This window comes from Mesorhizobium sp. B2-7-3 (assembly GCF_006440715.1).
GTDB classification, from domain to species: domain Bacteria; phylum Pseudomonadota; class Alphaproteobacteria; order Rhizobiales; family Rhizobiaceae; genus Mesorhizobium; species Mesorhizobium australicum.
In genome coordinates this window covers 192,694-213,373 of the sequence record NZ_VFTY01000003.1, presented here as the reverse complement: position 1 = coordinate 213,373, position 20,680 = coordinate 192,694, and the positions used below count along the sequence as shown (strand labels likewise).

Annotated in this window: 14 protein-coding genes; 5 read left to right on the top strand and 9 right to left on the bottom strand. The window is 64.4% G+C overall.

Translation table 11 applies throughout. From position 1 onward, the window contains the following. The 5 genes from FJW04_RS08435 to FJW04_RS08415 all read left to right on the top strand — a co-directional run bounded on the left by FJW04_RS08435 (nt 1) and on the right by FJW04_RS08415 (nt 7,906). Nucleotides 1-798: an ABC transporter ATP-binding protein gene (locus tag FJW04_RS08435; protein ID WP_140713513.1), complete on the top strand. Its 798-nt coding sequence runs from the start codon at nt 1-3 to the stop codon at nt 796-798. A gap of 4 nt (nt 799-802) precedes the next feature. Next, nucleotides 803-3,253, top strand: coding sequence for a nitrite reductase large subunit NirB (gene nirB, locus FJW04_RS08430; RefSeq protein ID WP_140661843.1), 2,451 nt, complete (start codon nt 803-805; stop codon nt 3,251-3,253). 292 nt (nt 3,254-3,545) lie between these two features. Further along, a complete protein-coding gene (nirD, locus tag FJW04_RS08425; RefSeq protein WP_140661842.1) occupies nt 3,546-3,875 on the top strand; it encodes a nitrite reductase small subunit NirD in 330 nt (109 codons plus the stop codon). Nucleotides 3,876-3,878: 3 nt separating this feature from the next. Next, nucleotides 3,879-6,650, top strand: coding sequence for a nitrate reductase (locus tag FJW04_RS08420; protein ID WP_140713511.1), 2,772 nt, complete (start codon nt 3,879-3,881; stop codon nt 6,648-6,650). A 326-nt stretch (nt 6,651-6,976) separates the two neighbouring features. Continuing rightward, complete coding sequence (locus FJW04_RS08415; RefSeq protein ID WP_140713509.1) at nt 6,977-7,906, top strand: hypothetical protein; 930 nt, start codon at nt 6,977-6,979, stop codon at nt 7,904-7,906. Between the two features lie 49 nt (nt 7,907-7,955). Here the strand turns inward: FJW04_RS08415 and FJW04_RS08410 are convergent, their stop codons facing one another. From FJW04_RS08410 to FJW04_RS08370, 9 genes are all read right to left on the bottom strand, one after another. After that, nucleotides 7,956-10,013 (bottom strand): TRAP transporter permease, encoded by a 2,058-nt coding sequence (locus FJW04_RS08410; RefSeq protein ID WP_140713507.1) that lies wholly within the window; start codon nt 10,011-10,013, stop codon nt 7,956-7,958. 93 nt (nt 10,014-10,106) lie between these two features. Continuing rightward, nucleotides 10,107-11,096: a TAXI family TRAP transporter solute-binding subunit gene (locus tag FJW04_RS08405; protein WP_140713504.1), complete on the bottom strand. Its 990-nt coding sequence runs from the start codon at nt 11,094-11,096 to the stop codon at nt 10,107-10,109. 435 nt (nt 11,097-11,531) lie between these two features. Further along, the gene (locus FJW04_RS08400) at nt 11,532-13,046 is read right to left on the bottom strand and encodes an aldehyde dehydrogenase family protein (protein ID WP_140713502.1); all 1,515 of its coding nucleotides are present in this window, start codon (nt 13,044-13,046) and stop codon (nt 11,532-11,534) included. A 198-nt stretch (nt 13,047-13,244) separates the two neighbouring features. Beyond that, a complete protein-coding gene (locus tag FJW04_RS08395; protein ID WP_015315947.1) occupies nt 13,245-14,519 on the bottom strand; it encodes an RNA polymerase sigma factor in 1,275 nt (424 codons plus the stop codon). Then, a complete protein-coding gene (locus FJW04_RS08390) occupies nt 14,516-14,890 on the bottom strand; it encodes a YciI family protein (protein WP_015315946.1) in 375 nt (124 codons plus the stop codon). Before FJW04_RS08390 ends, FJW04_RS08395 begins: the two co-directional genes overlap by 4 nt. Nucleotides 14,891-14,973: 83 nt before the next feature. After that, nucleotides 14,974-16,089, bottom strand: a complete 1,116-nt coding sequence (locus FJW04_RS08385) for a DNA topoisomerase IB (protein ID WP_140713500.1) — start codon at nt 16,087-16,089, stop codon at nt 14,974-14,976. Between the two features lie 98 nt (nt 16,090-16,187). After that, nucleotides 16,188-17,126: a glycosyltransferase family A protein gene (locus tag FJW04_RS08380; protein ID WP_140713498.1), complete on the bottom strand. Its 939-nt coding sequence runs from the start codon at nt 17,124-17,126 to the stop codon at nt 16,188-16,190. Between the two features lie 244 nt (nt 17,127-17,370). Then, nucleotides 17,371-18,255, bottom strand: coding sequence for a transglutaminase family protein (locus FJW04_RS08375; protein WP_015315942.1), 885 nt, complete (start codon nt 18,253-18,255; stop codon nt 17,371-17,373). A gap of 12 nt (nt 18,256-18,267) precedes the next feature. Beyond that, nucleotides 18,268-20,679, bottom strand: coding sequence for a circularly permuted type 2 ATP-grasp protein (locus FJW04_RS08370; RefSeq protein ID WP_140713496.1), 2,412 nt, complete (start codon nt 20,677-20,679; stop codon nt 18,268-18,270). Nucleotide 20,680 lies beyond the last annotated feature (1 nt).

Sequence of the window (20,680 nt, the reverse complement as noted above, 5' to 3'; positions counted from 1 at the left end):
ATGACCGCCTATCTCAAGCTCGACCATATCGACAAATCCTTCGCTCGTGGCAGCCAGGTCAGCGATGTGCTGAGGGACATCAGGCTGACCATCGACAAGGGCGAATTCGTCTCCATCATCGGCCATTCCGGTTGCGGCAAGTCGACCTTGCTCAACCTGATCGCCGGCTTGACCAAGGTTTCCGCCGGCGCGGTGTTGCTGGAGGACAAGGAGGTCGACAGCCCCGGCCCCGAGCGCGCCGTTGTGTTCCAGAACCACTCGCTGCTGCCGTGGCTGACCGTCTACGAGAACATCAATCTGGCGGTGTCGAAAGTCTTCGGCCGCTCGAAGAGCAAGGCCGAGCGGCATGACTGGATCATGCGCAATCTCGACCTCGTGCAGATGGCGCATGCGAGCGACAGGCGGCCGGCCGAAATCTCCGGCGGCATGAAACAGCGCGTCGGCATTGCTCGCGCGCTCGCCATGGAACCCAAGATCCTGCTGCTCGACGAGCCGTTTGGCGCGCTCGACGCCTTGACCCGCGCCCATCTGCAGGACGCTGTGATGGACATCCATTCCAGGCTGGGTTCGACGACGATCATGATCACCCATGACGTCGACGAGGCGGTGCTGCTGTCCAACCGCATCGTCATGATGACCAACGGCCCGGCGGCGACCGTCGGCGAGGTGCTGCCCGTGCCGCTGGCGCGGCCGCGCCGACGCATCGAACTTGCCTCCGACCGGACCTTCCTGCGTTGCCGCGAGGCGGTGCTGAAGTTCCTCTACGAACGCCACCGCTTCGTCGAAGCCGCGGAGTAACGCCATGACCGAAAAACTCGTCATCATCGGCAACGGCATGGCGCCCGGGCGCATGCTGGAGCATCTGCTGGAACAGGCGCCGGGCCGCTACGCCGTCACCATCTTCAACGCCGAGCCCAGGGTCAATTACGACCGCATCATGCTGTCGCCGGTGCTCTCCGGCGAGAAGGCCTATGAGGAAATCATCATCCATGGGGACGGCTGGTACATCGCCAATGACATCACCCTCTACAAGGGCCACAAGATCATGGCCATCGACCGGCAAGCGAAGACCGTCACCTCCGACCACGGCGTCACCGAGCCTTACGACAAGCTTGTCATCGCCACCGGCTCGGTGCCGTTCATCATCCCGGTGCCCGGCCACAATCTGCCGGGCGTGCTGACCTATCGCGATCTCGACGACGTTCAGGCGATGATGCTCGCCGCCCAGTCGCGCGCCAAGGCCGTCGTCATCGGCGGCGGCCTGCTCGGATTGGAGGCGGCGGCCGGCCTCAACGCGCAAGGCATGGATGTCACCGTGCTGCACGTCATGCCGACGCTGATGGAGCGCCAGCTCGATCCGGCCGCCGGCTACCTCCTGCAGCGCGCGGTGGAGCAGCGCGGCATCAAGGTCGTCACCAAGGCCAACACGCAGGCAATCACCGGCAATGGCAAGGTCGAGCGGGTGGAACTCGCCGACGGCACAATCATCCCGGCGACGCTGGTGGTCATGGCGGTAGGCATCCGGCCGAACGCGGCACTGGCCAAGGATGCAGGCATTGCCGTCAACAGAGGCATCGTCGTCGATGCCGGGATGCGCAGCAACGACCCGGATATCTACGCACTCGGCGAATGCGCCGAGGTGGGCGGCATGGTCTACGGGCTGGTGGCGCCGCTCTATGAGATGGCGCGTGTCGCCGCTCATCAGCTTGCCGGCGACGAGACCGCCGCCTTCGTCCACATGGACACGCCGACCAAGCTGAAAGTCACCGGCATCGACCTCTTCTCGCTCGGCGACTTCGCCGATGGCGACGACCGCCAGGAGATCGTGCTGCGCGACGCCTCGGCCGGCGTCTACAAGCGGCTGGTGCTCAGGGATGACCGCATCATCGGCACCGTGCTCTATGGCGAGACATCGGACGGCGCCTGGTTCAACGACCTGAAGAAGAAACAGACCGACATATCGCAGATGCGCGATACGTTGATCTTCGGCCAGTCCTACCAGGGGGGTGCCCCGCTGGACCCTATGGCGGCCGTTGCAGCCTTGCCGGATGATGCGGAAATCTGCGGCTGCAACGGCGTCTGCAAGGGCAAGATCACGGGCGCGATCACGGGCAAGGGCCTGACTTCGCTCGACGACGTGCGCGCCCACACCAAGGCGTCGGCGTCTTGCGGCTCCTGCACCGGGCTGGTCGAAAAGCTGATGGTGCTGACCCTTGGCGACACCTACAACCCGGCCGCCGTGCAGCCCATGTGCTCCTGCACCGTTTTCGGCCATGACGACGTGCGCAGGCTGATCAAGGCCAAGGGACTGAAGACCATTCCGGCGGTCATGCAGGAGCTGGAGTGGAAGACCTCCTGCGGCTGCGCCAAATGCCGGCCGGCCCTTAACTACTATCTCGTCTGCGACTGGCCGGACGAGTATGCCGACGACTACCAGTCGCGCTTCATCAACGAGCGCGTCCACGCCAACATCCAGAAGGACGGCACCTATTCGGTGGTGCCGCGCATGTGGGGCGGCGTCACCAATGCGGCAGAACTGCGCGCCATCGCCGACGTCGTCGACAAATTCGAAATTCCGATGGTCAAGGTCACCGGCGGCCAGCGCATCGACATGCTGGGCATCCGCAAGGAGGACCTGCCGGCGGTGTGGGCCGATCTCGGCCAGGCCGGCTTCGTCTCGGGCCATGCCTATGCCAAGGGGCTGCGCACGGTGAAGACCTGCGTCGGCTCGGACTGGTGCCGCTTCGGCACGCAGGATTCGACAGGTCTCGGCATCCGCATCGAGAAGTTCATGTGGGGCTCGTGGACGCCGGCCAAGGTCAAGATGGCGGTGTCGGGCTGCCCGAGGAATTGCGCCGAGGCGACCTGCAAGGACGTCGGCGTCATCTGCGTCGATAGCGGTTACGAGATCCATTTCGCCGGCGCCGCCGGGCTCGACATCAAGGGCACGGAAGTGCTCGGCCTGGTCAGGACCGAGGACGAGGCGTTGGAGCATATCGTGGCGCTGACGCAGATGTATCGCGAGCAGGGCCGCTATCTCGAACGCATCTACAAATGGGCCAAGCGCATCGGCATCGCCGAGATCAAGCGCCAGATCATGGACGATGGCGAGAAGCGCAAGGCCTATTACGACCGCTTCATCTTTTCGCAGAAGTTCGCCCAGGTCGATCCATGGTCCGAGCGCGTGTCCGGCAAGGACAAGCACGAATTCCGGCCGATGGCGTCGGTCGGGTTTGCGCAGGCGGCGGAGTGATGGCGATGTCAGCGCGAGGCACCCCCCTCTGGCCTACCGGCCATCTCCCCCGCAAGGGGGGAGATCGGATGTCATATCTGCTTTCGCCAATCTCCAGCGCTGAAGAAAATGCGCCTGCGCTCAAGCTGCCAATCTCCCCCCTTGCGGGGGGTGAGGCGTGGTCCGCGAAGCGGACGGAAAGCCAATTGCTTGGCTTTTCGAACGACGAACGCCAGGAGCGACAGCGAAGGGCCGGGTCCGGCAGGACAGAGGGGGGCGCCTTGGCGCAATCCTATCAAGCAAAGGCACACCTATGACCTGGACATCGATCGGCACCCTCTCCGACATTCCCCGCCGTGGCGCGCGCTGTGTCGCCACCCCGCAAGGCAAGATCGCTGTCTTTCGCACCGCCGAGGATCAGGTTTTCGCTATTGACGACCATTGCCCGCACAGGGGCGGACCGCTGAGCCAGGGCATTGTCCATGGCGCGGCCGTGACGTGCCCTCTGCACAATTGGGTCATCTCGCTTGAGACAGGCAAGGCGCTTGGCGCCGACGAAGGCGCCGTGCGCACGATTCCCGTGAAGCGGGAGGGCGAGCACCTGTTCGTCGCGCTGGAAGCGCTGGCCAGCCGGGCGGCCTGAACCATGGAGATTGACGCAGCGCGCGAGGTGAGGACCACCTGCCCCTATTGCGGGGTCGGCTGCGGCGTGCTGGCGAAGATCGCCGCGGACGGGCAGGTGTCTGTCCGCGGCGATCCCGATCATCCCGCGAATTTCGGCCGGCTCTGTTCCAAGGGCTCCGCACTGGCCGAGACGATCGACCTCGACGGCCGGCTGCTCCATCCACAAATCCACGACCGCCCGGCCGGCTGGAACGAGGCGCTCGACATCGTCGCCTCGACCTTCCGGCACACCATCGCCGAACATGGCCCCGACGCGGTCGCCTTCTACGTCTCCGGCCAGTTGCTGACCGAGGATTACTATCTCGCCAACAAGCTGATGAAGGGGTTCGTCGGTTCGGCCAACATCGACACCAATTCGCGGCTCTGCATGGCTTCGTCGGTTGCCGGCCACCGCCGCGCGTTTGGTTCGGACACCGTGCCGGGAACCTACGAGGATCTGGAACTGGCCGACCTGATCGTGCTGGTAGGCTCCAATCTCGCCTGGTGCCATCCCGTGCTCTATCAGCGCATCGCGGCTGCCCGGGAAAAGCGGCCCGAGATGAAGGTAGTGCTCGTCGATCCGCGCCGTACCATGACATCTGACATCGCAGACATGCATCTGGCGATCGCGCCGGATGGCGACGTCGCCCTGTTCACCGGCCTGCTCGCCTGGCTCGGCCAGCACAATGCGCTCGAGCGTGCCTATATCACGGCGCATACGGCCGGATTCGGACAAGCCCTGTTCGCCGCCTCGACGCTCGACCTTGCCGGCGTCGCTGCCGCCACGGGCCTCAGCGAAGACCAACTTAGCCGTTTCTACAGCCTGTTCGCCAGGACGGAAAAGACCGTCACCGTCTACAGCCAGGGCGTCAACCAGTCGTCCCAGGGCACCGACAAGGTCAACGCCATCATCAACTGCCATCTCGCCACCGGCCGCATCGGAAAAGCGGGCGCCGGCCCTTTCTCGGTCACCGGCCAGCCCAACGCCATGGGCGGCCGCGAGGTCGGCGGCATGGCCAACATGCTCGCCGCCCACATGGATATCGAAAACCCCGGGCATCGCGAACGCGTGCAGCGCTTCTGGAAGGCGCCGGCGATTGCCGGGGAGCCCGGTCTCAAGGCGGTCGAGATGTTCAAGGCGGTGGCCGATGGGCGCATCAAGGCGTTGTGGATCATGGCCACCAACCCGGTCGATTCCATGCCGGATGCAGGGGCAGTCGAGGCGGCGATCAAGGCCTGCCCGTTCGTCGTGGTGTCGGACGTGCTGGCCGAGACCGACACGGTCCGCCACGCCCATGTCCGGCTGCCGGCCACGGCCTGGGGCGAGAAGGACGGCACCGTCACCAATTCCGAGCGCCGCATCTCGCGCCAGCGGCCGTTTTTGGCCGCCCCCGGCGAGGCGCGGCCCGACTGGTGGATCATTGCGGAAGTGGCAAGGCGGATGGGCTTTGGCGAGGCGTTCGCGCATGAGAGCCCAGTGGAGATCTTTGCCGAGCACGCCGCGCTGTCGGGGTTCGAAAATGATGGCGAGCGGGATTTCGACATCAGCGCTTATGCTGCGATCGATGTTGAGGATTACGAAGGATTGGCTCCGTTCCATTGGCCGGCGCCGAGCCCAGGCACCCCCCTCTGGCCTGCCGGCAGGCCAGAGGGGGGTGCTCAAGCTCGGCTTCAATCAGAGGGGGGTGCTCAGGCTGGAACTCGCCCAGAGGGGGCCAGTTCGATCGAACGCCAACCAACCCGTTTCTTCGCCGACGGCAACTTCTACACGCCCGACCGCAAGGCCCGCTTCATCGCTCTGCGTCCAACCGTCGAAACCCGCATCACCGCCGCCTTCCCGCTCGTCCTCAACACCGGCCGGATCCGCGACCACTGGCACACCATGACGCGCACCGGCAAAAGCCCGCGCCTGTCCCAGCACATCGCCGAGCCCTTCGTCGAAATCCACCCCGAGGATGCACAGCTTTACGGCATTGGCGACGCTGACATCGCGCGCGTCTCTACTCCGCGCGGCGATGTGCTGGTCCGCGTGCTGGTGACCACGCGCCAGCGCCCGGGCAGCCTGTTCGCGCCGATGCACTGGACCGACCAGTTCGCCGCCAGGGGCCGGCTCGACACGCTCACGGCATCGCTTACCGATCCCGTGTCGGGGCAGCCGGCGCTAAAGCATGTCGCCGCTCGCATCGAGAAATTCACCGCTGGGGCCTTTGGCTTTGCCGTGACACGCAAAAGGCCCGTGACGATGGCCGCCGACTACTGGGCGACCGCCAGATGCCGGGGCGGCTGGCGGGTCGAACTGGCCTTTGCCAATGACGATATCGACTGGACGGCCTTCGCCGGCTCTCTCTTCGATGCCGCGGATGCCGAAATGCTCGCCTATCACGACCGCGAGGCCGGCCAGCACCGCATCGCCGCCTTCCAAGGCGAGCATCTGGCGGGTGCCTTGTTCATCGCACCCGGTCCGGTCGCGGTGTCGCGCGGCTGGGCCGCCGAGCAGCTCGGCGAGGTCCATGCCAGCCAGCGCGAACGCTTCAGGATCGTCGCCGGCCGTGCCGGTGCCGAGCGGCCCGATGCCGGCGCGACCGTCTGTTCCTGTTTCAACATCGGGGTGAACCAGATTACCGCGGCCGTGGCGGCCGGCTGCAACAGTGTCGAAGCCATCGGCGCCACGCTGAAGGCAGGTACCAATTGCGGTTCCTGCCGGTCGGAAATCCGCACGATCATCCAGGCCCGTCGGGTTCAGGCGGCCGAGTGAAGGTGTCCGTCCCACCTGGCAAAGTGGCACGGCCTTGCGAAATCGGCGGAACCCGCAAGAGCTTCAACCTGTCCAACGGTTAATTCGACTTGGCTGGGACTCATTTGGTTGATGGAGGTGAAAGATGCCGCCATGGACCAGCAACTGGAAACGCCTTGACGACCGTTGCGCCACGCTGCGGCTGGATCTCGCCGTTCGGCTAACGATTACGGAAGGGGTTCTCAAGCATAGCAAACGAGACGATAACCGTTGCCGTGGATCTGTGTCTCGGCTGGCCCTGTTCTTCGTAGTTGGTACGTCTGGACACAGATGTCGAAGACTGGAAAATGGGGAACGCAATCTCGCCATGCGAGTTGATTCAAGGCATCGGGAGATCATCGCTGAATCTGCAAGACATAGCCGGCCATCCAGCCTTGCACCGCTACGTTCAGGAACAGTCGCAGTCCCTGATCCGCATCTATGAGGAAAGCCCGCGGCTGGCTTCGATCTTTGCCACGCAGCAGCGCTGGCTGTTGGGCCATGTCGGCCTTGCCATGCACTTCAGGCGCGACCCGAACGACCGCCGCAAGGACCTGACCGTATCGCGTTTCATCGAGGTCGTGCACAAGAACGCGGTTGCCAGCCGCAACACGGCGGACGCCTTCATCAAGGAGATGCTGCACTACAACATCGCCGAGTATGTGGCGGGTGGGGACGGCCGCACGCATCCCCTGCAACCGACGGCGGCGACGATTGAGCGATTCACCGGCTGGGTAACAGCCCATCTGCGCACGCTCGACCATATCGATGGCGGCAACCGGCTGGCCAGGTTCCTGGAGCGGCCCGACATGCTTGCCACGCTGCAGCCGCTGGTGGCTGACGGCTTGCTAGCCTCAAAGCCGGTGCGCGAACCCAACCAGACCTTTTCCCTTTTCATCTGGCTCAACAATGGCGGCATCGTCATGGACTGGCTGATGTCGGGCATCAACCCCGACCATGCCGGGCTGGAGCGAATTCCGACCGGCGTGGTTTCGATCGGCGACTTCGCCAAATGGCTCAAGCTGTCGCGGACCCATCTCAGCCGTAAACTGCGCACGGCGGAGGAACTCGGCAGCATTGGCTGGCTTGGTCAGCGCGGCAATTCGGTGATGTGGGTGTCGCACGGATTCTACGAGGAATACATGATCGTCCAGGCCGCCAAGCTGGCCGTCGTCGACAGCGCCTTTGCAGCGTGTTTTTCCACCGACCGCCGAGTCCCGTCACCTCCCAGCTTGTGAAGGTGATGCAGGCTTATTTAAAGCGTCGATCGCGCGGGCGCGGCGCCGGTCAGACTGGTTGCGCCTCTTCGGTATGGCGTGCGCTCCAATGGCGCAGCACGACGGGAACGACGAGCGCCAGGCCGAGCAGCGAGGAATAGAGCTCGGGCGCCACCAGTAGCAGGGCGGCAAATACCAGGAGCACGTTCTCCCATGGGCGCGTTCGCACCAGCAGATAGCGCGACAGGGCGGCCCCGAGGCAGGTGATACCAAGCACGCAGCCGCCAAAGGCCAGGAAGAAATTCGGCCAGGTGAAGTCCTTTGTCACCAGCAGCAGGGACGGCGAGAAGACGAACACGAAAGGAACCAGCGCCTTGCCCAACCCTAACCGGAAGGCGGTGTTGCCTGTCTTGAACGGGTCCGCCCCCGCCATGCCGGCCGCCGCATAGGCGGCCAACGCTACCGGTGGCGTGATGTCGGCCAGCAGGCCGTAATAGAAGACGAAGAAGTGGGCGACGATCGGTTCGGTGCCCAGCATGACCAGCGCGGGTGCCGCGATGGTCACCATGATGATGTAGTTGGCCGTCGTCGGGATGCCGCAGCCCATCAGGATGCAGACCACGCCGGTCATGAGCAGGGTGAACAGCAGCGTCAGGCCCTGAGCCGAGAAGATCGACTCGGGGATGAAGGTGCCGAACAGGAGCGACAACTGGCCCGCCGTCGAGGTGACGATGTAGGATAGCTTGAAGCCGACGCCGGTCAGGGTGACGACACCGACGACGATGCCGACGGTGGCGGCCGCGGCACCGACGGCGAGCGCATATTTGGCGCCGTCGCGCAGGCATACTGCGATGTCGGCAACCGACATGCGACGGCGCGGATTGAGCAAGCCGACGGCGATGCAGAGCGTAATGCCCCAGAAGGCGGCCATGTAGGGCGTGTAGCCCGAGAGCAGGACGCCGATGAGCACGACAAGCGGGATGATCGTCGGCCAGTCCCGCTTCAGCGCCTCGACGACGTCGGGCATCTCGTCCGGCCTGAGCCCCCTGAGGCCGGTGCGCTTGGCCTCGAAATGCACCTGCATGAACACGCCGAAGAAATGCATGAAGGCAGGCACGATGGCGGCCAGAATGATGGTCGTGTAGGGCAGTTCGAGGAATTCGATCATCAGGAAGGCGGCCGCGCCCATGATCGGCGGCGTGACCTGACCGCCGGTCGAGGACGCCGCCTCCACCGCCGCGGCGAAATGTTTCTTGTAGCCGAGCTTGATCATCGCCGGGATGGTCAGCGAGCCGACGGTGACGGTGTTGGCGACCGACGAGCCGGAGATCATGCCGAACAATGCCGAGCCGAAGATCGATACCTTGGCGGGACCGCCGGCGTAGCGGCCGGCGACCCAGGCGGCACAGTCGAGGAAGAGCTGGCCGAGGCCTATGCGGGTTGCGAAGACGCCGAACAGCACGAAATGGAAGACGTAGGTGGCGACGACGCCGAGCGCGACGCCGTAGATTCCCTGCGTCGTCAGATAGAGGTGATCGACAAGCTGGGAAACGGACGCGCCGGGGTGCACCAGAATGCTCGGCATGTACCGCCCAAACAGTGCGTAGGCCATGAAGATGCACGCGATGATCGGCAGCGGGATGCCGACGGAGCGGCGCGTCGCTTCCAGGAGGAGCAGGATCAGGATAACGCCCAACACCACATCGAGCGTCGTGGGGTTGCCGACGCGGAAGGCAAGATCGTCGAGCGGGATCATCGGCACGTGCAGGACGGCCACCACGGCGGCGAGCGCCAGCAGCCAGTCGAAAAGCGGTATGCCAAGCGGCCGCAGGAAGCTGGATTGCGCGGGCTGGTCGTAACCCTTCTTCACCAGCGGGAAGACGAGGAAGATCAGCGCCAGCACCATCGACAGATGGATGCCTCGGTGCAGCATCTCCTGCAGCAATCCGAAGCCGGCGGTGTAGTAGTGAAACAGCGACAGCGCCACCAGGAGGAAGCCGACCAGCCAGCCCGCGGCCTGGGTCAATGGCCGGAATCGGATTTCGGAGTCGAATTTCTCCTCCAGTTCGCGAGCTTTCTCCTCATCGAACTCCATCGCGGAAAGCGTGATTTTGTCATCGTCGCTCATGGCCGGTTCCGTGTCCTGAGTTTCCAGGCAAAAGAGCCGGAAAGCACGCCTCCCGCCTCGCTGTCGTCCATCGGTCCTACGCGCTGGTAGCTCCTACTTCAGGGCGCCGACTTCCTTGTAGAATTTTTCCGCACCGGGATGAAACGGGATGCCAGCGCTGGTGACCGCGTTCTGGAGCGTGATCAGCTTGCCCTTGGCATGGCCGGCCTGCAGCGCCTTCAGGGTCGCGTCGCTGTAAAGCGATTTGACGATCTTGTAGACGAGGTCGTCGGTCTGCTTGGCGCTGGTCACCCATTGCGCGGCGACGGATATGGTCTTGGTCTCGCCGACATTCTTGTAGGTGCCTTCCGGCACAGTGTCGGCGGAGAAGAACTTCTGCTCGGACAGGAGCTTGTCGGCTTCGGGGCCGGTGATTGGAACCAGGGTGATGTTGTTGGTGCTGGCAAGTTCGACGATGGCGCCGGTCGGATAGCCGCCGACGAAGAAATAGGCGTCCATGGCGCCATCCTGGAGCCGCTCGCCGGCCGGACCGGGCTTGAGGTATTCGGGCTGCACATCTTTCTCCGTCAGCCCGTATGCGCCGAGCACGAGGCGCGCGTCGACAATGGTCCCTGAGCCCGGCTCGTCGAGGGAAACGCGCTTGCCCTTCAGGTCCGCCACCGTCTTGATGCCAGCATCCGCTCGGGCGACCAGATGGATCGTTTCGGGATAGAGCGTCGCGATGAGGCGCAGGTCATCGGCCTTGGGCTTGCCCTCATAGAGGCCAGTGCCCGAATATGCCCAGTAGGCGACATCGGATTGCGTAAAGCCTGATTCGGATGCGCCCGACTGGATGGCGCTGATGTTGGCGACCGACCCATTGGAGGACGTGGCGGTGGCGACCAGGCCTTCGACGCCGGCCGGGCCCGTTGCCGAGATGGCGTTGGCGATCAGGCCACCCACCGGATAGTAAGTGCCGGACGTTCCACCCGTGCCGATGCGGAAAAAAGCCTGCTGCGCGTGCGCTGGCGAAAGGCCGGCGGCGGCCAAAGCCAAAGCTCCTGTGCCCATGGAAAAGGTGCGGCGGTTGATCGAAACAGTCATAACTACCTCCGAGTCAAAGATCGGCAGGATGTTGCAGCAACCGGAAGGTTGTCAACCTGCGCGTGCTTTTTGGCCGTTTCCAAAGCGCTTCCAGGAAGGGTGTGTTTCCGCCCGGAATCGCGTAAAAACAGGGACTTAATGGATGGCACCCGGCTCCGGGACAACGACCTGCATAATCAGAGGCTTACAGCAGGTCGGGCGAATCCTATTCGCCGCGACATGCCGTAGAGCGGTTTAACCGCGTCGCCGGCGTCACCTGCCTGTTGGCTACAACCAGCCAAACACAAGAACCGTGAAACAAAAAAACCGCCTTGCGGCGGGTCATCGGCGCATGCCGGCACCATGCGGAAAATGGTAGCATAACTGCACTCAGCAATCAACCTCCGGTCGCAAACGGTTCGGGTGTGCAACGACACCCGAACCGGGCCGGCGTTCTCAATCGATGTCGAACGAGACGCCCTGGGCGAGCGGCAGCGCCTTGGAATAATTCACGGTGTTGGTGGCGCGCCGCATATACGCTTTCCACGCATCTGAACCGCTCTCGCGGCCGCCGCCGGTTTCCTTTTCGCCACCGAAAGCGCCCCCGATCTCGGCGCCGGAAGTACCGATATTGACGTTGGCGATGCCGCAATCCGAACCGTCGACACCGAGGAAGCGCTCGGATTCCTGCAGGTCGCGGGTGAAGATCGACGACGACAGGCCAGCGCCGACCGCGTTGTGCTCGTCGAGCACGGCGTCGAAATCGGAATACTTCATCACATAGAGGATCGGCGCGAAGGTTTCTTCCGTCACCGGTGCAACCTGCTTCGGCATTTCGACCAGCGCCGGGTGCACATAATAGGCATCGGGATGGCCGTTCTCGACCCGGCTGCCGCCAGTCACCTTGCCGCCATGCGCGGCCGCCTCCGTCAGCGCCTTCTGCATGGCGTCGAAGGCGGCCTTGTCGATCAGCGGACCGACCAGTGACGAGGTCTCCAGCGGATTGCCGACCGAGACGCTCTGATAAGCCTTCTTCAGCCGCGGCACCAAGGCGTCATAGACGCTGTCATGGACGAACAGGCGGCGCAGCGTCGTGCAGCGCTGGCCGGCGGTGCCCATGGCGCCGAAGGCGATGGCGCGCAGCGCCATGTCGAGATCGGCCGTCGGGCAGACGATGCCGGCATTGTTGCCGCCCAGTTCCAGCACGGCGCGGGCGAAACGCTTGGCCAGGCGCGGACCGACAACCCGGCCCATGCGAGTCGAACCGGTGGCCGAAACCAGCGGCACCCTGGGATGGTCGACCAGGATCTCGCCGACCGCTCGGTCGCCGATCAGAACCGGTGCCAGTCCTTGCGGTGCGTCGGTGCCGAAGCGCTTGACCGCACGCTTGAAGATCGCCTCGCAGGCAAGCGCGGTCAGCGGCGTCTTCTCCGACGGCTTCCATACCACTGCATCGCCGCAAACCAGCGCCAGTGCGGCATTCCACGACCACACCGCGACCGGGAAGTTGAATGCGGAGATGACACCGACGACGCCAAGCGGATGCCAGGTTTCCATCATGCGGTGGCCCGGACGCTCGGTGGCGATGGTCAGGCCGTACAATTGCCGGGACAGACCAACGGCGAAATCGCAGATGTCGATCATCTCCTGCACTTCGCCGAGCCCTTCGGACGGGATCTTGCCGACCTCGATCGACACCAGCCGGCCAAGCTCGGCCTTGTGCGTGCGCAGTTCCTCGCCCAGCAGCCGCACCAGTTCGCCGCGCTTGGGACCCGGCACCAGCCGCCAGGACTGGAACGCCTTGTGGGCCGCATCGATGGTCTTTGCCGCGTCGGCCGGCGAGATCGTCTTCAGCGCCGCGATCCGCTCACCCGTCACCGGACTTCGCACGATCAGGTCGCCGCCGTCAAGCGCCTCCTTGGCCACGCCCAGTTTCGCCAGAAGCTCGGCCGTTTCCTTCGCTATCGTCATTTCTGTCCCTTTCAGAATCCCGCCGCTCATAGGGCGCGGGTCAACGCCTTGCGCCATGCCTTCCCGGCGCCGTCGCGGCTGGAAGGGGCTGTCATGGCGTGCCATTACCTGTTTCAGGGGAGAATCGCCACCCCGGCATGGTCCAAGCCCGGGCTGCACGATTGAGCCAGGCGATGCTCGGGCCGACCGCGTAGGGGCCTAGTTTGCCTTTTTCGCCGGCGTGCGTACGGCGCCGTCCTTGATCAGACGGTCGATATGCATGCGGATATGGGCAGCTTCCGCCGCCGTATTGGCGAGCGCGATGGCGCGGTCGAAGGCAATGCGTGCCTCCTCGCCCCGGTCGAGTTGCATCAACAGCCCGCCCTTGAGGCCGAAGAAATGGAAATAGCCCGAAAGCCTCGGCTCGAGCGGCTCGATCATCGCCAGCGCCGCTTCCGGTCCGCGCACCTTGGCGACCGCGACCGCACGGTTGAGCGTGATTACCGGCGACGGCTGCATCTGCTCGAGCAGGCCGTAGAGCAGGTCGATCTCCACCCAGTCGGTGTCCTCGGCTTTCTCAGCCCGCGCGTGGAGCGCTGCGATCGCCGCCTGGACTTGATAGGGACCTGGCTTGCGATGGCGCAGCGCCTTGTCGACGAGCGCCAGCCCTTCGTCGATCATCTTGCGGCTCCACAGGCTTCGATCCTGGTCCTCGAGCAGCACGATCTCGCCATCATCGTCAAAACGTGCCGGTGCGCGTGCGTGCTGCAGCAGAAGCAGCGCCGTCAGCCCCATGATCTCCGGCTCGGTCTGGAACAGCCGCAGCAGCAGCCGGGCAAGCCGGATCGCTTCCTCGCACAAGGGCGCGCGAGCCGGCGCCTCGCCGCTGTTGGTCGAATAGCCCTCGTTGAAGATCAGGTAGACCATGGACGCGACCGCCGCGAGCCGCTCGGAGCGCTCGACCGCGCCCGGCGTCTCGAACGGCACGCCAGCGTCCGCGATGCGCGCCTTGGCGCGGGTGATGCGCTGCTCCATCGCGCTCTCGCCGACCAGGAAGGCGCGCGCGATCTGCTTGACGGTGAGGCCGGAGACGACGCGCAGCGCCACCGCGATCTGCTGCGTTGCGGGCAAATCAGGGTGACAGCAAATGAACAGCAGCCGCAATATGTCGTCGCGGTAATGCGCTCCGTCCAGCCGCTCGGCGATGTCGCTTTCGGCGTCCTCCAGATCGGAAACCTGGTCCTCTTCCGGCATCGGCGCCTGCTTGGCACGCTTGCGCACAGCGTCGATGCCGCTGTTGCGGCCGACGAAGATCAACCAGGCCGCCGGATCGCGAGGCGGCCCGTTTTGCGGCCAGTTCTTCAGCGCCTTGAGGCAGGCGTCCTGGAAAGCTTCCTCCGCCGTGTCGAGATCGCGGAAATAGCGCAGCAGCGCGCCCATCGCTTGTGGACGGGCAGCGCTGATCGCGGAGCTTATCCAGGCGAGTTCGGTCATGCCGGAACCCTCGTCGGATGGAACACCGATACCGGGCGGATTTCGTAGGAACCGCCGCTTGGGTTGACCTCGGAGAGCTCGCGAGCGAATTCGACGGCCTCGTCGAGGTCGGCGCAATCGAGCGTGTAGAAACCGAGGAACTGTTCCTTGGTCTCGGCGAACGGCCCGTCGATGACCAGCGATTCACCTTTCACTTTCCGCAGCGTCGTTGCCGCCGTCGTCGGCAAAAGCCGCGCCACGGGCCCAAGCCGGCCGGCGTTGGCATACTTCTCCTGAACGCCGAGCAGGTCGGCCATGACCTTGTCGTCCTGTTCCTTGCTCCAGGAACAGACGACATCTTCGGAGGCGTAGCAGAGGATGGCGTAGAGCATGGACGGTCCTTTCTGTAGCAAAGGACGAAACAGTAGGGCCGATGCCGACATGGCGTCGATAAAAAAATCGAGACGCCGCGGATTCAGCGGCCGCCGATTGCCGCCGATCGGTCCTCCTGCGTCTTCAACCATCTCAACACGAGCGCTTCCTCCTCATCGAGGCCTTCGATGGATCGCTTGCGCTTGTTGGCTTCCGCCATTTCGGCAAGCAGTCGTCCTTCGCTCCAAGCCTTGAAGACCTGCGGATGGATATAGCATTGGCGGCAGACTGCGCGCGTATTGCCCAGCCGTTCGGCCACCTTGTCGATGACGTTGTTCATCACCCGTTTTTGCTGTGCCTGGCTCTCAGGCAGTTCCGTTTGTGCAAACAGCGACGCGGCGTGGATGGTGCCACCCCATGTGCGGAAGTGCTTCGAACTGAACGCGTCGCCAACCGCTTCGCGGATATAGTGGTTCACGTCGTCGGAGCGGACAGGGCGTCTGTTGCCGTCCTCGTCGAGATACTGGAACAGTTTCTGGCCCGGCAGGTCCTGCGCGCCCCGAACGATCCCCGCGATCCGGCGGTCAACCAGCTTCAATTTCCATTCCTTGCCGGACTTGCCCTTGAAGGCGAAGCGCAGGCTCGATCCCTTGATATCGACATGCCGGTCCCGCAATGTCGTCAGGCCGAAGCTCTTGTTGTCGCGAGCATAGGCAGCATTGCCGACGCGGATCATCGTGTTGTCGAGCAGCCAGACCACCGCGGCGGCGACGCGTTCGAGCGGCAGGCCGTGACGGCGCAGGTCGCTGTCGATCCTGCGCCGAAGGTCCGGCAGGCTTTCGGCGAAAGCCACGAGGCTCGAATATTTGGCGCCGTCGCGCTCCTCGGCCCATTGCGGATGATAGCGATACTGCTTGCGCCCCCGCTGATCCCTCCCGGTCGCCTGGATATGCCCGTTCGGATCGGGCGAAATCCAGACATCGGTCCAAGCCGGCGGTATGACGATCGCCGCGATGCGCACTCTGTCGGCATCGGAGACCGCTTTCCCGTCCGGTGCCTTGTAAGCGAATCCCTTGCCTGCCTTCAGCCGGCGGATGCCGGGCTCGGCATCGCTGACATAGGTCAGCGCGGCATCCCTGGCGGAAATCTGTGCTCCATTCTTGGGTACGCTATCACCGTCGGCCAATCGGCTCCGCGACGATCCGGTTCTCTGCAGCATGTAAGCTCCACACGAAATATGCGTAGATAAGCTGCGGGCTGACCGCTGGTTCCACACCCCGCCTGGAAACAAGGCAATCCCGGTGGCGTCGGTCGGGCCTACAATGCGCGCTGCATCTGTGTCGGCGGAAGGGACAGCCGGCGGCGCGCCGCGAGTTTGAATTTGTAGCGCAGGCAGCGCCAGGCTTCCGAGCGCCGCTTCGGCGCCACTGAGGCTATTGCGAGAAAGCGCGCGGCCATGTCCAGGTCGCCTCGCGCATAATGGACACGGGCGATCTTGAGCGCGACGAGGCCCTCCCTTGCTTTCAGTGCCGAAATCGGGATGCCGCAATCGGTGAGCGTACGCAGCTCCCGGCGCCAGTCCAGGAAGCGCCGCACCGGGTTGACCGTGAAGCGATCGTCCGAACGCTCCGCTGAAACTTCGTAGATCATGACGGGGCGCTGAATCATGACCAGCGACGCCTTGCTCATCAGCCGCGCCCAGAACAGCGTGTCCTCGTCGAAGGCGAGCCCGACGGGGAACCGGGTCTCGCCGATGAGACGCCGGGAAGCCAGCACGCTGCCCACCGCCACCGAGCGTATATCCCCCTTCACGTAGGCGGAGGCGTTGGTGAGGCAGGCAGCGGTGTAGCCGTTTGGCACCTTGATCTGCCGATCCTGGCCGTTCACCCTGCGCCGGAAGGCACCGACGATCATGTCGGCCTTGGGCTGGTTTTCCGCCTGCGACAGCAAGGAGCTTAAGCCGCCCTGAAGGTGCAGGTCGTCGGCGTCGATCAGGTAGACCCACGGATGGGCTGCCTCATCAAGCGCCAGGTTACGGGCGCCGCCGGCGTCGCGGCAACTGGCGGGCAGCACACGCAAAGGCAGGGATGATTGCGCCGCGGCCTGCCGGGCTGCATCGGCCGTGCCATCGGTCGATTGATCGTCGACCAGCAGGACCTCGCCGATAAACCCGGCCTCTCCGCCAAGCGAGGCCAGCGTTTTAGCGATCGTTGCCGCCGCATTGTAGGCGGGTATGACGACGCTGACAGCTTTCAATGACAAACCTCATGCCTGTGCGCGGCAGCCTAAGACTATTCTCCCTTAAGGCGAATACAGACTAAGCACTTACAGGAAAAGTGTGAAACGGCTTTTCCGTCCGGAATTGCGCGAAATCAAAGACTTGGATCGGCTCGCCTTTTCCGTGAACCGGTGAGCTGCTCTAGTGACCGCATCGATGTCTGAGAAGTCTGCCCCATCCTTGTGAGAACTCGCGGCGCCGGGCAAGTTAGTGCGCCCCGTTTCACGCCTTTTCGAGCACGACCGGGATGACGTCGACCGCCTGGTCGCCGACCTGTCCGCCAGTCGTCTTCAGCACGCCGACGATGGGCGCCACATCCGAATAGTCGCGCCCGTAACCAACGGTGATATGGTCGTTGGAGGCCCGCATGCCATTGGTCGGATCGAACTCCTGCCAGCCGGCATCACGCCCGCACCAGACCTTGACCCAGGCATGCATGGCATCCGCGCCTTCCAGCCGGGGCTTGCCTTTGGGCGGAATGGTGCGCAGGAAGCCACTGACATAGCCGGCCGGAATGCCAAGCCCGCGTAAGCCGGCGATCATGATGTGGGAGAAATCCTGACAGACGCCCCGCTTCAGCTGGAAGGCGTCGCTGGCCTGGGTCCGCACCGTGGTCGCCTCGTCATCGTATGTGAAATCGCGATGGATGCGATTGCACAGGTTCATCGCCGTCCCTGCGGCCGAGTTTCCGATGCTGTCTCGCGCGAATGCGGTGATCGCGGCATCAATGCCCGCATGGCTGCTGGCGGCCAGGAAATGGTGCGGCGAGGCAGGCGCAAGCGACCGCACGGCGGCCAGCTCCTGTCGAAGGCGGCCGAGATCGGGCGACACGTCGAGCCCCGGCTCGGGCCGCGCCACCGACACACGCGCGCTCATCCTGATGTCGAGCGTGTCATGGGCGTCGCGAAACGCGATCGAAGTGACATTGTTGCCGAAGAAATCGGAAAAATCCGACCGTTCGTTGGGTGCCGGTGAAAAAGAAAGCGAAGCGGCGATGACACGCTGCACACCGTCAATGGTCGACGGCAGCACGCGCACCTGATGGCGTCCGCCGCCAGCAGCGGCAGCATAGTCGTAGTGGAGCAGAAGCCTGATGTCGTACAGCATGGCCATCTCTTTCTAGCCGAAATAGGCTTTGGCGAGGCTGCTGTAGAGCCCGCCTATTTCGCCCGCGAGATCGTTCAACGCCTTCACCGTCATGTCTGCCGGTTCCTTGATGGCGATGGACGTGTTGAGCTGCAGGATCTCCTTGGCCGCCGTCGACATGTGCCCCTCGCCGCCGGTCGCCGGCAACAGCCCTATCTCTGCTTTCAGCCTCTCGAGCTGGAACAGGATGGAGCGTGGATTGAGCGGATCGAGCGCCAGGAGATCGATCACCGTGCGCCGGCCGGCCTGCACCGGATATTGCCGTCGATGGGTCATCACGCTGTCGCCGATCTCCAGCATCATGTCCAGCGCCCCGTCCGGCGCCTTGCTGCTGGTCAGTCGGGCCAGCGTGCTGGCGATCTGGATGCCGCGCTCCAGCCGCCGGCCGATCTCGAGGAAACGCCAGCCAGCGAAGCGGTACATGTTCTCATGCAAAAGGCCCGAGAATCCGGCAAGCTTGCGCAGGATCACGGTCATGGCCCGCGTCGCATCGTCGCCGGGCGCCACGGTGGTGGCGAACTGATGGATCGTTTTTGACAAATCCTTGAGCGCCAGCCAGCCATCCGGCGAGAAACGATCGCGGATCTGGCCGGCGCTGTACACCGCGCTGTCGAGCGTGCCGATCAGCCCTGGCGGGATCGCCGTTTCGACATCGATGCCGAACGGTTCGAGATAATCCCTGATATCGGCCAGCAGCGGCATGTCCGGATCGGACGTTTCGGCGAGCCGCACGTGATAGGCGCGCAGGATACGCACCGTGTCTTCCGAGCGTTCGATGTAGCGGCCGAGCCAGGTCAGGTTTTCCGCCGCGCGGCTGGGCAGGCTGCCGGGCCTGGTACGGTTGAAGCTGTCGCTCTCCTGCGGCAGCAGCGTCTCGCGCTCCACGGGTCTGTCGCTCACCACCCAGACATCAGCCGCCTGGCCGCCGCGCTGCATGGCGATCGCCGTCGGGTCGAGCGATAGGCCGACGCGCGCAAACCCGCCCGGCATCACCGTCCAGCCCTCGGGCGTACGCGCCAGATAGACGCGCAGGCTCGCCGGCCGCGGTTCCAGCCAGCCGCCGACATAGACCGGCGTCGTCGAAAGCGTCACCGCCTCCTGGCCGACGAAGGCCTCGCCGTCGCGTTCGATGCGCGCCACCAGTTCCGCCCGCTCCCCGACCGACAGCGCCGAGCCGAGCTTCGTCTGTCCGTCATCTTCGAAGGCAAGTCTTGTCGACAGCGCCGGGCCGACCACCATGCGGTCGATATTGGCGAGCACATGGGCGCGCTCCGTCTCCTGCCCGCACCACCATGTCGCCACACTGGGCAAAAGCAGCTCCTCGCCCCACAATTCGCGCGCGATCTTGGGCAGAAAGGCGAGCAGCGCGCGCGTCTCCATCAGGCCCGAGCCCAGCGCATTGACGGTGGACACCGTGCCTTGCCGGATCGCCTCGACCAGCCCCGGCGTACCGATCTGCGAATCCGGGCGCAGCTCGAGCGGATCGGCGAAGGCGGCATCGAGCCGCCGCCACAGCACGCTGATGGGCATCAGGCCGGACACGGTCCGCACCATCAGCCTGCCGCCGGAAACGGTCAGGTCCTCGCCTTCGAGCAGCATGATGCCGAGGTAGCGGGCGATATAGGCGTGTTCGTAATAGGTCTCGTTGAGTGGCCCCGGCGTCAGGATGGCGACGCGGCCGTCGCTCTCCTTTGCCATGCCGATCAGCGCATCGCGAAAGCGGCGGAAGAAGCCGGCGAGCCGGTGCACATGCATCTCGCCATAGATGTCGGACAAAGCGCGCGTGGTGGCGACCCGGTTTTCCAGCGCGAAGCCGGCGCCCGAAGGCGCCTGGGTGCGGTCGCCCAGCACCCACCAGCGGCCGTCCGGACCGCGGCCGAGTTCGAAGGCGCAGAAGTGCAGGAAATGCCCTCCGGCCGGCCTGCTGCCGACCACGGGCCGCAAATATTCAGGGCTCGCCGCGATCAGTCCTGCCGGCAGGATGCCTTTTTCGATCAGCCGGTTCGGCCCATGGATATCGGCAACAATTTCCTCGAACAGTTCGGCGCGCTGCACCAGGCCGGCGCTGACCGCCTGCCACTCGCTGTCCTCGATGAGCAAGGGAATATGCGCCAGCGGCCATTCGCGCTCGTTGGCGCCCGCCTTGTCGTAGACGCGGTAATAGACACCGGCATCGCGCAGATACTGATCGGCGCGGGCGAAGCGCTGGCCGAGCTTTTCGGCCCCGAGGTCGTCGAGCGCTTCGACAAAATGCTTCCAGACCGGACGGGGATTGCCTGACGCGTCGACCATCTCGTCGACGACGCCGTCGATCGGCTGGTAGTGCTCCAGCAGGCTATGGGCCTGCGGCTTGCCGCGCACCCTTTTGTGATTCCCCTTTGCCATG

What these genes read in the sequence shown, in the direction of transcription:
- FJW04_RS08435 (WP_140713513.1), top strand. Translation starts at nt 1, where the DNA reads ATGACCGCCTATCTCAAGCTCGACCATATCGACAAATCCTTCGCTCGT.
- nirB (WP_140661843.1), top strand. Translation starts at nt 803, where the DNA reads ATGACCGAAAAACTCGTCATCATCGGCAACGGCATGGCGCCCGGGCGC.
- nirD (WP_140661842.1), top strand. Translation starts at nt 3,546, where the DNA reads ATGACCTGGACATCGATCGGCACCCTCTCCGACATTCCCCGCCGTGGC.
- FJW04_RS08420 (WP_140713511.1), top strand. Translation starts at nt 3,879, where the DNA reads ATGGAGATTGACGCAGCGCGCGAGGTGAGGACCACCTGCCCCTATTGC.
- FJW04_RS08415 (WP_140713509.1), top strand. Translation starts at nt 6,977, where the DNA reads ATGGGGAACGCAATCTCGCCATGCGAGTTGATTCAAGGCATCGGGAGA.
- FJW04_RS08410 (WP_140713507.1), bottom strand. Translation starts at nt 10,013, where the DNA reads ATGAGCGACGATGACAAAATCACGCTTTCCGCGATGGAGTTCGATGAG.
- FJW04_RS08405 (WP_140713504.1), bottom strand. Translation starts at nt 11,096, where the DNA reads ATGACTGTTTCGATCAACCGCCGCACCTTTTCCATGGGCACAGGAGCT.
- FJW04_RS08400 (WP_140713502.1), bottom strand. Translation starts at nt 13,046, where the DNA reads ATGACGATAGCGAAGGAAACGGCCGAGCTTCTGGCGAAACTGGGCGTG.
- FJW04_RS08395 (WP_015315947.1), bottom strand. Translation starts at nt 14,519, where the DNA reads ATGACCGAACTCGCCTGGATAAGCTCCGCGATCAGCGCTGCCCGTCCA.
- FJW04_RS08390 (WP_015315946.1), bottom strand. Translation starts at nt 14,890, where the DNA reads ATGCTCTACGCCATCCTCTGCTACGCCTCCGAAGATGTCGTCTGTTCC.
- FJW04_RS08385 (WP_140713500.1), bottom strand. Translation starts at nt 16,089, where the DNA reads ATGCTGCAGAGAACCGGATCGTCGCGGAGCCGATTGGCCGACGGTGAT.
- FJW04_RS08375 (WP_015315942.1), bottom strand. Translation starts at nt 18,255, where the DNA reads ATGCTGTACGACATCAGGCTTCTGCTCCACTACGACTATGCTGCCGCT.
- FJW04_RS08370 (WP_140713496.1), bottom strand. Translation starts at nt 20,679, where the DNA reads ATGGCAAAGGGGAATCACAAAAGGGTGCGCGGCAAGCCGCAGGCCCAT.